This is a genomic window from Mucilaginibacter sp. 320_HR, assembly GCF_059691875.1.
In genome coordinates this window covers 1,102,808-1,117,169 of record NZ_JCAWAI010000002.1, presented here as the reverse complement: position 1 = coordinate 1,117,169, position 14,362 = coordinate 1,102,808, and the positions used below count along the sequence as shown (strand labels likewise).

General features: G+C 44.8%; 15 protein-coding genes. 8 read left to right on the top strand and 7 right to left on the bottom strand.

Going from position 1 to position 14,362, the window contains the following annotated elements; all coding sequences use genetic code 11:
• Positions 1-159: 159 nt before the first annotated feature.
• The gene (locus AC59GT_RS10520; protein ID WP_497237600.1) at positions 160-1,038 is read right to left on the bottom strand and encodes a ChaN family lipoprotein; all 879 of its coding nucleotides are present in this window, start codon (positions 1,036-1,038) and stop codon (positions 160-162) included.
• Between the two features lie 125 nt (positions 1,039-1,163).
• On the opposite strand from AC59GT_RS10520, the gene rpmH reads away from it, so the two are divergent.
• The 4 genes from rpmH to tsaB all read left to right on the top strand — a co-directional run bounded on the left by rpmH (position 1,164) and on the right by tsaB (position 2,901).
• Positions 1,164-1,322: a 50S ribosomal protein L34 gene (rpmH, locus tag AC59GT_RS10515; protein ID WP_117381203.1), complete on the top strand. Its 159-nt coding sequence runs from the start codon at positions 1,164-1,166 to the stop codon at positions 1,320-1,322.
• 72 nt (positions 1,323-1,394) lie between these two features.
• Complete coding sequence (locus AC59GT_RS10510) at positions 1,395-1,778, top strand: ribonuclease P protein component (RefSeq protein WP_497237599.1); 384 nt, start codon at positions 1,395-1,397, stop codon at positions 1,776-1,778.
• Entirely contained in the window at positions 1,775-2,017 is a 243-nt protein-coding gene (gene yidD, locus AC59GT_RS10505; protein ID WP_497237598.1) for a membrane protein insertion efficiency factor YidD, read from the top strand. Before AC59GT_RS10510 ends, yidD begins: the two co-directional genes overlap by 4 nt.
• Positions 2,018-2,217: 200 nt before the next feature.
• The gene (gene tsaB / locus AC59GT_RS10500; RefSeq protein WP_497237597.1) at positions 2,218-2,901 is read left to right on the top strand and encodes a tRNA (adenosine(37)-N6)-threonylcarbamoyltransferase complex dimerization subunit type 1 TsaB; all 684 of its coding nucleotides are present in this window, start codon (positions 2,218-2,220) and stop codon (positions 2,899-2,901) included.
• Here tsaB and AC59GT_RS10495 read toward each other — a convergent pair.
• Both AC59GT_RS10495 and AC59GT_RS10490 read right to left on the bottom strand, forming a co-directional pair.
• Positions 2,898-4,340, bottom strand: a complete 1,443-nt coding sequence (locus AC59GT_RS10495; RefSeq protein ID WP_497237596.1) for a DUF5723 family protein — start codon at positions 4,338-4,340, stop codon at positions 2,898-2,900. The genes tsaB and AC59GT_RS10495 overlap by 4 nt on opposite strands.
• 118 nt (positions 4,341-4,458) lie before the next feature.
• Positions 4,459-6,069, bottom strand: coding sequence for a hypothetical protein (locus AC59GT_RS10490; protein ID WP_497237595.1), 1,611 nt, complete (start codon positions 6,067-6,069; stop codon positions 4,459-4,461).
• Between the two features lie 81 nt (positions 6,070-6,150).
• On the opposite strand from AC59GT_RS10490, the gene AC59GT_RS10485 reads away from it, so the two are divergent.
• From AC59GT_RS10485 to AC59GT_RS10475, 3 genes are all read left to right on the top strand, one after another.
• Positions 6,151-6,537, top strand: a complete 387-nt coding sequence (locus AC59GT_RS10485) for a DUF423 domain-containing protein (protein WP_497237594.1) — start codon at positions 6,151-6,153, stop codon at positions 6,535-6,537.
• A gap of 4 nt (positions 6,538-6,541) precedes the next feature.
• Positions 6,542-9,031 (top strand): replication restart helicase PriA, encoded by a 2,490-nt coding sequence (priA, locus tag AC59GT_RS10480; RefSeq protein WP_497237593.1) that lies wholly within the window; start codon positions 6,542-6,544, stop codon positions 9,029-9,031.
• 88 nt (positions 9,032-9,119) lie between these two features.
• On the top strand, positions 9,120-9,776 hold the full coding sequence (locus tag AC59GT_RS10475; RefSeq protein WP_497237592.1) for a protein-L-isoaspartate(D-aspartate) O-methyltransferase: 657 nt from the start codon (positions 9,120-9,122) through the stop codon (positions 9,774-9,776).
• A gap of 144 nt (positions 9,777-9,920) precedes the next feature.
• Here AC59GT_RS10475 and smpB read toward each other — a convergent pair whose 3' ends face one another.
• Genes smpB through AC59GT_RS10460 form a run of 3 tightly spaced genes read right to left on the bottom strand, consistent with a single transcriptional unit; the run spans position 9,921 to position 12,917 of the window.
• On the bottom strand, positions 9,921-10,370 hold the full coding sequence (smpB, locus tag AC59GT_RS10470; RefSeq protein WP_497237591.1) for an SsrA-binding protein SmpB: 450 nt from the start codon (positions 10,368-10,370) through the stop codon (positions 9,921-9,923).
• A gap of 19 nt (positions 10,371-10,389) precedes the next feature.
• On the bottom strand, positions 10,390-12,270 hold the full coding sequence (locus AC59GT_RS10465) for an Nramp family divalent metal transporter (RefSeq protein WP_117381215.1): 1,881 nt from the start codon (positions 12,268-12,270) through the stop codon (positions 10,390-10,392).
• Positions 12,267-12,917 carry a metal-dependent transcriptional regulator gene (locus AC59GT_RS10460; protein ID WP_497237590.1) on the bottom strand — a complete coding sequence of 217 codons (651 nt, stop codon included), beginning with the start codon at positions 12,915-12,917 and terminating at the stop codon, positions 12,267-12,269. The genes AC59GT_RS10465 and AC59GT_RS10460 overlap by 4 nt, the downstream gene beginning before the upstream one ends.
• A gap of 123 nt (positions 12,918-13,040) precedes the next feature.
• Between AC59GT_RS10460 and AC59GT_RS10455 the strand changes: the two genes are divergently transcribed.
• A complete protein-coding gene (locus AC59GT_RS10455; RefSeq protein WP_117381217.1) occupies positions 13,041-13,511 on the top strand; it encodes an Lrp/AsnC family transcriptional regulator in 471 nt (156 codons plus the stop codon).
• 113 nt (positions 13,512-13,624) lie between these two features.
• Here AC59GT_RS10455 and ung read toward each other — a convergent pair whose 3' ends face one another.
• The gene (gene ung / locus AC59GT_RS10450; RefSeq protein WP_497237589.1) at positions 13,625-14,299 is read right to left on the bottom strand and encodes a uracil-DNA glycosylase; all 675 of its coding nucleotides are present in this window, start codon (positions 14,297-14,299) and stop codon (positions 13,625-13,627) included.
• Positions 14,300-14,362 lie beyond the last annotated feature (63 nt).

Here is a 14,362-nt window from a genome sequence, read left to right as displayed (position 1 = left end):
CATCAATGATCTTTTGCTCCTTACTTCTTTTCATCGTTTACTCCTTTTACCGTGTAAACTCATTCCAGGACAAGTCATACCGTGTTGATCAGCTAACTTGGTATTTGCCGCATTGGAGTGTTACACGCACTTCACGCTAGAATTCTCAGTAAGCAATGTCTAAAAGGTCTTGGGCAGTTTTGGATCAGTTAAGATAATGTAGTCGCCGAGTTTAGCAAATTTGCTCCAGTTCGGGTTGCTAAAGCTGTCATCGGCATAGGCCTGGATGTTTATCACCTTTACACCCGGCGCATATTTCTGTAGCTGAGCAACTGTGCCTAGTTTTTCTTCGCTGTGAAAGCCACCATTCACCTGGAATATTTTAAAACCTTTATGAGCGTTATAAAACTTCGCTATGGAGTAGCCCATGGTAGCATCCCAAAGGTTTTGTGATTGGTAAACTTTCATAGGGCCAATGGCGCTGTGCCCGCCCATAATGTTTACAAACTTCTCGTAGTAAGCGCCGGTGGCCGTATCAATCGGGAGAGGAGGAAGCCAGTTTTTAGCTGTAGCATCCAGCTTTTGCAACTCTGCAAGCCCGCCTCTTGTTACCATATTGGTATACCTGGTCGGCGCGTTTGCCGCTATCACCTGCAGGTGGTTTTCTTTAGCAACCTCTACCATCGGGCGGTAGTCTTTGTAGTTGTTCCACGCCCGGCCTTCAGTTATCAGGTTCTTTTCGCGGATAAATCCCGCTAAATATTCATTCACCACGGTTTGGCAATCTGTTTGGAACATCTCCATAGAAAGTGCCGCCTTGGCAGCATACTTTTCCACAAGTTTTTTGAAAAGTACATTTTCCAGGTAATGTCCGGTAGAGTCGTTATGCTCCTCGCCAAAAAACAATACATCTGCTTTAGTCATGTCATTAACAATATCATCCAGCGTGGCAGGTGCCTTTTTAGCTGTATTGTATACCTTATAATGAGCAGACATACCATCCTGGCAAAAAGATAGTGCAGGTAAAAACAGCAGGAGTAATGCGCAAAATGCCTTCATTAGTTTGAGTTATGCAGATGTTAATAATTTTAGCCAAATAACCACATTAGTATTTGAAAAAACTAAAAATTACGCTACATTTGCACTCTTGTTTTTAAAAACGACGTATATAATATAATATAGCCATGAAAAGAACGTTTCAGCCCTCACAAAGGAAAAGAAGAAATAAGCACGGTTTCCGTGAGCGCATGTCATCTGCTAACGGCAGAAGAATACTTGCTGCCAGAAGAGCTAAAGGCAGAAAAAGATTAACTGTATCTGACGAGCGCAGCCACAAAGCTTAATTACTGGTTGTTTTCCTTTAAATAAAGGGGCCGGACCGTAATACAGCTTACTATCGGTTAGAGCCGGCAACTATGTATACTTTTAAAAAAGAAGAACGGTTATGTAATAAAAAGCTTATTGATGGGCTTTTTCATAACGGTTCTTCTTTTTTATGTTATCCCTTCAAGGCATCGTGGATGGTTGCTACCGAGCAACAGGTTTTCCCGGTGCAAGTGATTTTTACCGTGTCTAAAAAGCGCTATAAACGCGCGGTAGACCGCAATGCCGTTAAACGCCGCATGCGCGAAGCTTACCGGCTTAACAAACAAGCCCTTCTTTACGATGCTTTGATAGCATCCAACAAGCAACTCATTCTTTCAATCAGTTATATAGGCAAAGAAATAGCCGCTTATGATTTCTTTGAAAAGAAGATGATTAAGCTTTTAATACAGCTTAGTAAGGAGCTTGGCGCATGAGTTACTTATGGAATGCCATAAAAAACGCCATTGGCTGGTTCTTCCTCCTGGTTATTAAATTTTACCAGTACTTTATTTCACCTATTATAGGCGCGTCCTGCAGGTACACACCCACGTGTTCTCAATACGGAGCTGAGGCCATCAGGAAATATGGTCCTTTTAAGGGTGGTTGGCTAACAGTTAAACGCATTGCCAGCTGCAATCCATGGGGTGGGCACGGGCACGATCCGGTACCTTGATTAAGTGGGGAAGTCTGAAGTAGCGAGTTCGAAGTCCCCAGTACTAAGTAGCTGGTGTTGATTCAGTAGACTTAAGTCAAGACGAACGGACGCGACAGTTCCAAGTGAAATTAGGTTAAGCGCTTACCTCATTTTTTTTAATTTTGACTTTTCTTAAGACTCACTACTTAAGACTAAGAACTTTTAATATTCCGCTTCTCATGGGTTACATCATACAAATAGAAACTGCTACTACTTCGTGCTCTGCCGCTCTAACTAATAATGGTGTAATTGTAGGGATAAAAGAGGTGACCGCAAGAAACATCCATGCCGAGGTACTTACACTGTTTATTGATGAACTGATAGCCGCGGCCGGCATTACTTACACAAATATTGATGCAGTAGCCGTGAGTTGCGGCCCCGGCTCCTATACCGGCTTGCGTATAGGTGTATCAACCGCTAAAGGGCTTTGCTTTGCTTTAGATAAACCGTTGATTGCTGTTGAAACGTTACAAGCAATGGCGGCAGGTGTAGCGGCTGATGTTGCCGGAGACGTGCTGTTATGCCCCATGATAGACGCGCGCAGGATGGAAGTTTATACGGCCGTGTACAACAAGGCCGGGGATGTAATTAAACCAACCGCTGCGGAGATTATTACCGCTGAAAGTTTTGCCGACTTGCTAGCCGATAACAAGGTGCTGTTTTTTGGTGATGGTGCCGAAAAGTGCCGCGAGGTATTGGGCACAAATGCTAACGCGAGCTTTTTGGATGGATTCTCCAACTCGGCGGCTCACCTTACAAAAATTGCAGAGCAGAAGTTACTGGCGCGGGACTTTGAAGACGTTGCTTATTTTGAGCCTTATTACCTAAAAGACTTTATAGTCCTTAAAAAGAAGACGGTTTAATCGCCATTATCTTTCCCGAATATCCTGTTGTATAAACGCTTGATAAAGCCGGGGCTGTTCTCGGTAGGGATAAAGCTGGCATTCAGTGGATGCTCTATAACCGGTCCGAACTTAAACGATACCCCAAGAAAGAGGTCCACAGCCGTATAGGCTGCATTTTTGTTGATCTGCGAGTTGCTTTTCAGGCCGGCAAGGGCGGTGCTTGCTGTAGGCAGGAAACGTTCGCTGCCAATAAAGAACTCCGCATTGGGGCTTTTAACCATAAACTGCCCGCCAAGGCTAAATACCCTGTTATTGTCGTATGCTGTAGTAAGGGTTACTACATAATTTTTGTACTGAAAAGGATTGACCAATGCCGCGGTAAAGCCATCAAAAAATAGCTCTTTGGACAAGATTAGCGTAGGCGAGTATTTGTACCTGTTATCGTAATCAAGCCAAAATTGTTTATTCGCACTTATTTCAAACTTGCCATTTGTAGGCGTTGTAAAAGAACCAACAGTTACGTTTGTTTTAGCTATGTTTTTTGCAGCATCGTAAATGTTGTTTTCCCTGCGTGATGTAGATAAGTTAAAGATGGTATCTGCAGAGGCAAAGTTATAAACCGTAGACCTGCTGCTCCAGTGGATAAAGCCTACATCTTTAAAGTTGAACTGCAGATTAAAGTTATCGCGGGTACGTAATGATGTTCCTATACCAATGGCAGCACCCGGGTTTCTGAAGGTTGGTAAGTAATCGTGCGAGTTAAATGGGCCCGGGTTATAATTAAGGTAGTACCTGCCGGTCATACTCAGCAAAGCCGCATCATTGGCCCGGTCAAAATCAATGCTGGATGATGTTACCGTCGCTTTTTGATAGCGTATACCCATTAACGCGCTTAACTTTATACCAACAGCAAACTTTTTACTCAGCTTTTCGCGGTAGGTAAAACTAGCCTGGTGGTATGCCTGGTAAGTGCCGGTATTGTTAAAAATATCATCGTAATGGTCTTTCTGGAAAGCACCAGGACCTGCGTATAAGCCTACAGTTTCATCGGTAAAAAGTCCCCGGCCTTCCGCCCGCGTTTGCAACGATACGCCAACCTCGGAGTTGCCCTCTAAACTTGTAAACACTTTAAACATAACCCAATAGTTGTTTACATTGGCATTTACGCGGTTATATACGGTGCCTGGCCCAACCTTTAAGTTGTCTGCTGTGTAGTAGCCAGAAAATGCCCTTGTTTTAAGTGGTACCTGCGCGTTTCCTTTCAAATAAGAGTTTACAGACAGATTTGGAAGAAAGAAGTTAAAGGCGTACTTCCGGCTGGAATCGGGAATGAAGGACCGTTGCGACAGGTTCTCAAAAGAATCGTACAAAGTGCCGGTATTGTATTGCGCAAATTGTTGGCCGAAGCAGTTGACAGTGAACAGCAGAAGGATAAGAACCGGTAAAATTTTCTTCATATAATCTTGCCGAGCGTGCGCATTATTACCGCCCTAATATAAAAATCCTGTGTGACTTAATGTTAAACAAGCTCAAATAATTGGTTTTTAAACGGAATAATGCAACAACAGTTGTACTTTATTGTGAATTCTTCAGAGTTTTTAATGATGCTGCTGAGTCGGCCGGGTTCTTTTGGATACAAAAGTTTGTGAAGAAATTATTGTCGGCAGCTGTGAACTGGTAAGATGCCGCGTAGAAGTTTTTAAGCGACAACCTGTTGCTGCTGTATGCTTTGTAAGTGTTTGGCTTAAGGTCGTTTTTTAGTATAAGCTGCGCGTTTTTAAAGTTTATAAAGAAGGCTACGTTGCTCTTTTCAGCAAGCAGGTCGTCAAACCGGTTGTAGTCGGCCGTTTTCGTTAAAAATTTAGTGTTGATATAGCTATCGTAGTAGCTATTTATCTCCTTAAAGCTGTTCGCGAAGATGAGGTAGTTATCTACTATCCGGAAGTAAGGCCTTTTAAAAACATTAAAAGCGTCGCCCAATAAAAAATACGGGAGCTTGTTATAATTCAGCTCGCCAACATCATCGTTCACCATGGTGCTTACATTGGTCATAAATGGCCTGAGGTCTGATCCGTCCTTGATGGTGATCAGAGCAAACTTTTCGCGGTAACGTGTAGTAACTACAGCAAATTCGTTACCAACCAGTTTGTTAAACTCTTCGCGCAGGTTTATTCCCGTTTCTGCTTTTATCCTTTTAAACAGCGTGTCCCGCTCTTTTTTCAACCCGGCACGATCATGAAAATCGGTAAGGTCACGCAGGAACGTTGCCGGGTTTGCAACCGCCATGTCCATAGAGTACGCTACAGTAGCCGGGTAAATTTCTTTTAGATGGGTTTCAATTGGCGCTTGCCGGCTAAAAAGGTTAAGGTAGCTTGCCGGCTTGCCTTGCTCAATATTGGTGTAACCATTAAACATGAGCGCATCTGTACGGTAATTTAAGTTAAGGGCAGCCAGCGCGGGCAGCAGCCTGAAACTTTTAAACAGATCGGTATTTTGATCGCGGAACAATTGCCCGAATAAAGGCGACAAATGAGCATAGTTAATGTAAAGATTGGCTAAAGAGTTGGAGTTCTGCTGATCGGGCAGCAACAAAAACGCATGCCTGTCCTTGTCCGGCCGGTATCTGGCGGCTTTCTCTACAAGCGCCTTTGAAAAACTGCATGAGTAGATGTTTGCCTCTGTGTTGATAAGGTAAAACCGCTTTTTTAACGACGTAAAGTAGATGGTGTAACCCTTCTTGTCGGCCAATGTAAGAGGGGTAATTAGTAGCCCTGGTATTTTCTGCCTTGCTGCCGCATCGAAGGCGGTTGGGTCGGCATCCTTGTTTAGCGCAGCGGTCAGTAGCAGATCTGGCTCATTGTCTGTAGTAGGATGCAGGGAGATGTAAATGTTACTTGCATCAAAAGCGCTTTGCAGTACCGGATGGCTTAACAATGCTTTGCGAACGGTATCCAGGTCTGCTATGTTCTGGTCGCCGGCAAGGCTGCCCAGTAGCGAATTGTCGTTAAATATCTCGTAAAAACCCTTGTCGTTGGTAAACTCGAACACAGCGGCGGCGCTATCCGGAATGGTGCGCATTACATTAGCAGCGTGAACGCCGGAAGTATTTAAACTTTTAAAATACTTAACGGTAATAAACACGGTTGCCGCAACCAATACTAAAGTGAACAAAATAAGTCTTCTCATCGTTCTGCCCGCAAGTTAGAATTTTACGCTGCCACAATAAAGTAATTCTTTCAATTGGTTAACTTAGCCCTTTATATCTGCATGAACAAACGAATTATTATTACCGCATCCATCTTAGGTGCAATTGCCGTTATCTGTGGTGCATTTGGCGCCCATGCGCTTAAGGCTGTATTGTTGCCCCGGCAATTAGAAGTATGGCAAACAGGTGTGCAGTACCAGTTTTACCATGTGTTTGCATTGTTGTTCTTGTCTACCTTCAGTCGGGTAAAAACGGGATTAATCAACGCGGCTTTCTACTTATTTACTTTTGGTATTGTACTTTTTTCAGGCTCGCTGTATTTGCTGGCTTGTCGCGATATCCTGAAAATGCCGGGCCTGAGTGTAGTTGGTCCGGTTACTCCAATAGGTGGCCTGCTGTTTATTGCCGGATGGGTGTCACTTGCGCTGGCTGCTTTAAAAAATAAATAAGCAGATGTTAGAGTTTGCCCAGGCTCCGCAAAGCAACCGCCGAACGCTGTTTGTAGACGTGATATTACCACTGGCTATCAGTCGTAACTACACCTACCGTGTTCCTTTTGAGATGAACGATCACATAGCTATAGGCAAACGCGTGGTGGTTCAGTTTGGCAAAAGCAGGCTATACACCGCTATAGTAGCCGGTATCGGCGAACTCGCGCCGGAGAAGTACGAAGCAAAATACATTATAGAGATACTGGACAATAAACCCATTGTTACCCAAAAGCAGCTACAGTTTTGGCATTGGGTATCTGAATACTACATGTGCAACGAAGGGGAGGTGATGAATGCCGCCCTGCCCAGTGCACTTAAACTGGCGAGTGAAACGAAAGTAACACTTAACAAAGAATATGAGTTTGATAAGGCCTTACTGAACGACAAAGAGTTCATGATAACAGAGGCGCTTGACCTGCAACCCGAACTCACCATCAGCGACATTGTGAAGCTGCTGGGGCAGAAAACGGTAATGCCGGTACTTAAGTCGTTGTTTGAGAAGAACATCATACACATTTCCGAGGAGGTTAGCGAGCGCTTTAAACCCCGCAGGAAGACCTTCATAACGCTGCATGCGTCGTACAACAATCAGGACAATTTACGTGAGCTTTTTGAGATACTGGAGCGCCGCGCCCCAAAGCAGGCCGACGCGGTGCTGGCTTTTATAAAGCTCTCGCGGCAGCAGAAAACCGTCACAAAAGCAGAGCTGATTGAAGACAGCGGAGCAGGTGATGGCAGTATACGCGCACTTATTGATAAAGAAGTATTTATTTCCGAGGAACGCGCCATAAGCCGTTTGCGTTATGACGAAGACGAAGAAGCAATTAGTACATTCACTTTAAGTGATGTACAGCAAACGGCACTGGAGGATATACAGAATCAGTTTGCAAGTAAAGACGTAGTGCTGCTGCATGGCGTAACGGCATCCGGTAAAACGCAAGTGTACATCAGGCTGATAGAAGCAGTTGTAGCCAGCGGTAAACAGGTACTCTACCTGCTGCCGGAGATAGCCTTAACAACGCACATTATAGAGCGGTTACGCATCTACTTTGGCGGGTCGATAGGGGTTTATCACTCGCGGTTTAATGATAACGAGCGGGTAGAAGTATGGCAAAAGGTATTGCAAGGCGAATACAAGGTGATACTTGGTGCGCGCTCGTCGGTGTTCCTGCCGTTTCAGGATCTGGGTTTGATTATTGTGGATGAAGAGCATGAAACCTCCTACAAACAGTATGATCCTGCACCGCGCTACAATGCCCGCGACGCAGCCGTGTATCTTGCCAACATGCATAAGGGTAAGGTGCTGCTGGGGTCCGCTACACCTTCGTTTGAAACCTATTATAACGCACGCACCAACAAGTACGGCCTGGTAGAACTTAACGAACGTTATGGCGGAGTTCAGTTGCCTTTGATAGAAGTGGTAAGCATTGCTGCCGAAACAAAGCAGAAAACCATGCAATCGCACTTCACCAGTGTATTGATGGCCGATATGCAACAGGCGATTGAAAATAAGGAGCAGGTGATCCTGTTTCAGAACCGCCGTGGCTACGCTCCCGTGCTGATGTGCAGGGTTTGCGCCTACACGCCCAAATGCATCAATTGCGATGTAAGCCTTACCTTTCATAAACATACAGGTAAACTGCATTGCCATTACTGCGGATATAAAGAGGACAGTCCTTCTATATGTCCGGCTTGCGGTTCCACGCACCTGGAGTACAAGGGCTTTGGTACCGAGAAAGTGGAAGACGAGTTATCCGTCCTTATGCCGGATGCACGCCTCGCCCGGATGGACCTCGATACTACACGTTCCCGTAATTCTTTGCAGAATATCCTTAATAATTTGGAGGATAAAAAAATAGATGTGCTGGTAGGTACTCAAATGGTAGCCAAGGGGCTGGACTTTGCCGATGTAACCGTCATCGGCATTATTAACGCAGACAGCCTGCTAAAGTACCCCGACTATCGCGCCAACGAACGAAGCTTTCAGATGCTGGCCCAGGTAAGCGGTCGTGCCGGCCGGAGGGGCAAACAGGGTAAGGTGGTTATTCAGACTTATGATCCATCACATAGGGTTATCCGGCAGGTGATTGAGAATGACTATGCTGACCTTTATTTCACCGAATTAGAGGAACGCAAAGGGTTTAACTATCCGCCGTTTTATCGCATTGTCAACATTGATATCAAACACCAAAACCCTGAGATCTTATATAATCAGGCTGAGTACCTCGCAAACGAATTGCGTAAGCATTTTGGTGAACGGGTAATTGGCCCCGAGGCGCCGCTGATTAACAGGATACGTAATTACTATATCAAGTCCATAATGCTCAAATTTGAGCGGGAAAACACCTCTATGGCAAAGGCAAAGGCGCTTATCAGGGAGACCATAACGCAATTCCAAACCACCAAACTCAGCAAGGGCAGCATAGTACAGCCCGATGTTGACCCTTATTGAAAAAATTAGTTTCATGCTCAGGCTGTTAATAAGTGTGGTGCGCATTTAACCGCCTAAAACAGGCTTTTTGTATAACTTTGTAGCTGCAATGGCTTATAAGTTTATAGATAATTACCGGGAACAGGGGGCTCGTAAGAGATTAGTAGAAGTATTACAAAAGAAAGGTATTACTGATGAGCAGGTGCTGAAAGCCATAGGCAAAGTACCGCGTCATTTTTTCTTCGATGAGACTTTCTGGAACCAGGCCTATAAGGACATCGCTTTCCCGATAGGCGAGGGGCAAACCATATCCCAGCCCTATACCGTTGCTTACCAAACCGAATTGCTGCATATCCGCAAAGGAGATAAGGTGCTGGAAATAGGTACCGGCTGCGGGTACCAGACGTGTATTTTACTGGAACTAGGTGCGCGTGTTTTTACTATAGAGCGCCAGGAAAAACTCTATGAGCGTACCATTCAGGTGCTGCCTTACATGGGCTATAAGCCAAAGTTTTTTCTGGGTGATGGTTCTGTTGGTATACCTGGAGATGCGCCCTACGATAAAATAATTGTAACTGCAGGAGCACCTACAGTGCCTGACCTGTTATTAAAACAACTTAGCATTGGCGGTATTTTGGTTATCCCGGTAGGTGACGAAAAATCGCAGAAGATGGTAACTGTTTTAAAAACGGCTGAACACGATTACGAACGGCATGTATTGGATACTTTCAGATTTGTACCGCTGGTAGGGGACAGGGCTTGGTAAAGTGCAGTTTGCAGTCCGTAGTAGCAGTTGCAGTTTGCTGCTGCGAATAAGCACTTTGCAGTCACTGTAATATGATGATCCCACGATTAAGACTACAGATTCCAAGCTGCTACTGCCAGTGGCACTGCTACTTCACCAGGATGACTATCTCTTCATCGCCCGGTCAATCTCAATCTTTGTATCACGCTCCTTTAGTGTTTCGCGTTTGTCAAAGGTCTTTTTACCCTGGGCAAGGCCTATCTCCAGTTTGGCAAAGCCGCGTTCGCTGATGAACAGGGCCAGCGGAACAATGGTCAATCCCTTTTCTTCACCGCGGGTCTGGAGTTTTTTTAGTTCTTTTTTGTTTAGCAGCAAAACACGGTCGCGTTTTGCCTCATGGTTGTAGAATGATCCAAAGGAGTATTCAGAAATGTGCAGGTTGCGAACGTACAATTCGTCGTTAATGAACGTGCAGAAAGCATCATTTACGTTAGCCTTGCCCTCGCGAATGGATTTGATCTCCGTTCCAAGCAACTTTATGCCTGCCACATACTTGTCAAGTATATGGTATTCAAAATAGGCTTTCTTATTCTTAATATATATGTCCTGCTTCATTACGCTGCAAATATGCAAATTATTTCTTGCCGGGTTTTACCACCAGTACCGGGATGTTTACCTTGTGCCTTACACTGTTTACAGTAGTGCCAAATATAAGGTCCTTTAACACCTTGTGGCCGTGCGACCCCATTACCATAAAGTCTATACTTGATTTATTTACAATTTGAGCAATGGCCGTTGCCGGGCCACCGTAGCCTATTACTGCTTCTGCATTATAGTGCAATGCCTTCAGCGCAACAACATATTTATCAAGATTGTTTACATCGCTTTGCGTCTCATTATCCATCACGGTATCGCCGTAGTAACGGGCGGCTGCAGTTTCAACAACATGTATAAGCGTATATTTCGCATCCTTACCACCCTGCATTAACGCGTGCCTGATACAGTCTTGATCGTTTTTAGAAAAATCTATTGTAACCGCTATGTGGTCGTAGTGCACGGCTTCCAGATTATCCAGCGCGGCTGCAATGCCGTGCGGAATGTAAGCAGGTTTATCGGCGTGCTTAAACAGCAGCGGCCTAAGAAACACATACAGCAATAAAGCGCCTATTGCCACGGCTATTGGCGTTATTACATAATGTACAAGGTTTCCAGACGATGGATTATCAGCAGCCCAACTGTTTATTTCCTGTATTACCAGCCTTGCGTTTAGCCCAACAATCAACACCGCGAATATCCAGGCAAGCACCTGTAACCAAACACTGCTTGCAAACTTGCCCATGCGTTTCCTATCGGAGGTAAAGTGTATAAGCGGAATAATAGCAAAGCCTAACTGTAAGCTCAGTACCACCTGGCTCAAAATTAACAGCTTGCCCAATCCCTGTTCGCCGGCATGCATAATGGTGAAAAAGGCGGGCACAATAGCAAATATCCGGGTAAGCAACCTGCGTAGCCACGGCGCAATACGTAAATTCAGGTGCCCTTCCATAATTATCTGACCCGCAAGAGTGCCAGTCACTGTGCTGCTTTGGCCCGCTGCAATTAAAGCCAGCGCGAACAATGCCGGCGCTATTTTGCCAAATATGTGATCAAGCAGCTTGTGTGCATCCTGTATCTCCGCTACTTCATGATAACCGCGCCCAAAAAACGCGCTGGCAGCAAGTATTAAAATGGCTGCATTCACAAAAAAAGCAAGATTGAGCGCAATGGTTGTGTCCCAAAAGTTAAACTTGATGGCCGACCTGATACCCGACTCGGAACGGTCTATCTTACGTGTTTGCACTAAAGAGGAGTGCAGATACAAATTGTGCGGCATCACTGTCGCCCCAATAATACCTATTGCTATATATAAGGCCTGGTTGTTAAGGTTTGCAGGAATAAACCCTTTGGCTATCTCCACAACATCAGGCTTAACAATAAACATCTCTACCAGGAAGGATACACCCACAATAAATATTAGCGTAATGATAAATCCTTCCAGCTTGCGCATCCCTTTGTTAAGCAGAAATAGCAGCAGCAGGGTGTCCAGCATGGTAATGGATACTCCCCATATTAATGGTAAGCCAAACAGCAGGTTCAAGCCAATGGCCATACCTATAACTTCGGCAAGATCGCAGGCTATTATGGCTATTTGTGCAAGTATATACAGGCAAAAGTTTACAAAACGCGGGTAGGTGTGTTTTGATGCCTGTGCAAGATCGAGCCCACGTACAATGCCCAGCCGTACGGCAAGGTTTTGCAGCAGCAGGGCTATCAGATTGGACAGCAGTAACACCCAGATCAGCTTGTAACCAAACTGACTACCGGCCGCAAGGTCCGTTGCCCAGTTGCCCGGGTCCATGTAGCCAACGCTTACCAGGTAAGCAGGCCCCAGGAAGGACAATACTTTTTTCCATCCTGTTTTATTTTCGGTACTTACCGAATTATGTACATCTCCTAAAGATTCGCTTGTTATCATAAGGTTATAAGCAGGTTATTTGCCACTTCGCGGCTAATGTGTATCTCTTTGTTTTCGGTTTGCAGCACTACTGTGCCGTCATATTGTATTATCTCTTTCACAATTATCTTCTTCCCAATGGTAAGCTGTTGTTTATCCAGGTACTGCAGGAATGCTGTAGAGTGTTCGCGCACGCCAGAGATGATACCCCCGCTGTAAACGCCTACAGATGAAATTGGTTTAAGTTCATTTGTTTTAAAACAGCCGTCGCGGTCGGGGATAGGGTCGCCATGCGGGTCGCGCTTCGGGAAACCCATAAACTCATCAAGGCGGTCAATCAATTCGTTTGAGGATATGTGCTCCATTTCTTCGGCCATCTCGTGCACCTCGTCCCATTTAAAGTGAAGTTTTTCTACCAGGAAGTATTCCCAAAGCCGGTGCTTCCGTATGATGTTCAGCGCCACCTTTTCGCCCGATGTTGTAAGGCTCACGCCCTGGTACCGGGTGTAGTTTATCAAACCTTTTTCGGAAAGTTTGCGCACCATATCGGTTACTGACGACGCCTTGGTGTCAAGCGAAGCCGCGATTTGATTGGTGCTTACACTTTCTACAGAGGCGGCCAGTTTGTATATAGCCTTTAGGTAGTTTTCTTCGGCTAAAGTATTCATTTAAGCAAATCTAATAAATTTTTTAGTCATGTCTAAATTTTATGAAAGAAAATGTTTGGTCAAACTATATTAATGTGAAATTTTATTTTGTGTAATACAGATTATCATATATTTGCATGTACCATGGCAGCTGAATTAGATAAGATAGACCTCCAAATACTCAAGATATTACAAGAAAACGGCCGCATAACCAACCTGCAGCTATCTAACGAAATTGGCCTTTCACCGGCCCCAACGCTTGAACGTGTACGTAAACTGGAGAACGCTCAGTACATAAAAAGTTACCACGCGCTGGTTGATGAAGAGAAACTTGGGCTAGGTATAAAAACTTTTATACAAATCTCGCTGGACTTTCACCAGAAGAATACCATTCAAACCTTTTTGGACGAGATACAAACCATTAAGGAAGTTACCGAGTGCCACCACGTAACCGGACAATGCGATTTCCTGTTGAAGGTTTACGTACGCGACATAAAATCGTATGAGCAACTTATAATGGAAAAGATAAGCCGCATAACAGTGGTGAAAACCTTCCAAACCATGATGATCATGAGCACCAGCAAAAAGGAGCCGATAGTTCCGTTGGAATACTAATCCCCCTAACCCCCTGAAGGGGGGAGAATAAAAATGAGCCCCTTAGCTAACTAAGGGGCTCATTGCTTTAAACCTGATATTGAAATTTGTCCCCCCTTCAGGGGTTAGGGGGCTCACACCTGCCAGTCAACGGGCTCCTTACCTTCTTTTATCAGGAACTCGTTGGTTTTAGAGAATGGTTTAGAACCCCAAAAGCCACGCTCTACGGATAATGGTGACGGATGTACCGATTTTAGAATATGATGCTTTTGCGTATCTATAAGCGCTATCTTAGATTGCGCATGCGCGCCCCATAGTATGAAAACCACTCCTGTGCATTCTTCAGAAATTTTCCTGATCACAGCGTCGGTAAATTGTTCCCAGCCTTTTTTTGAGTGGGAGCCTGCCTGGTTGGCGCGTACCGTAAGCGAAGTATTCAGGAGTAATACGCCTTGTTCTGCCCATTTCTCCAGGTTGCCATGATTGGGAATAATAAAGCCGGGAATATCAGTCTTAAGTTCCTTGTATATATTTGCCAGCGACCTTGGTATAGCAATACCTCGCTGTACAGAAAAAGATAACCCGTGTGCCTGGTGTACGCCATGATACGGGTCCTGCCCTAATATAACCACCTTAACTTTATCGAACGGTGTCTTGTTAAAAGCGTTGAAAATGTCGGCGTTTTTTGGGTAAACCGTGTGCCCTGCGTCTTTTTCCTGTTTTAAAAAACCTTTCAGGTTTGCCATGTAGGGTTTGGTTAGTTCGTCACCTACAACCTTCATCCACGATGGATGTAATTCTCCTGCCATAAATATTAAAATACGGATGTTTTATTAGCACGCAAATAACGATATTTGCGCTCTGTTTATACT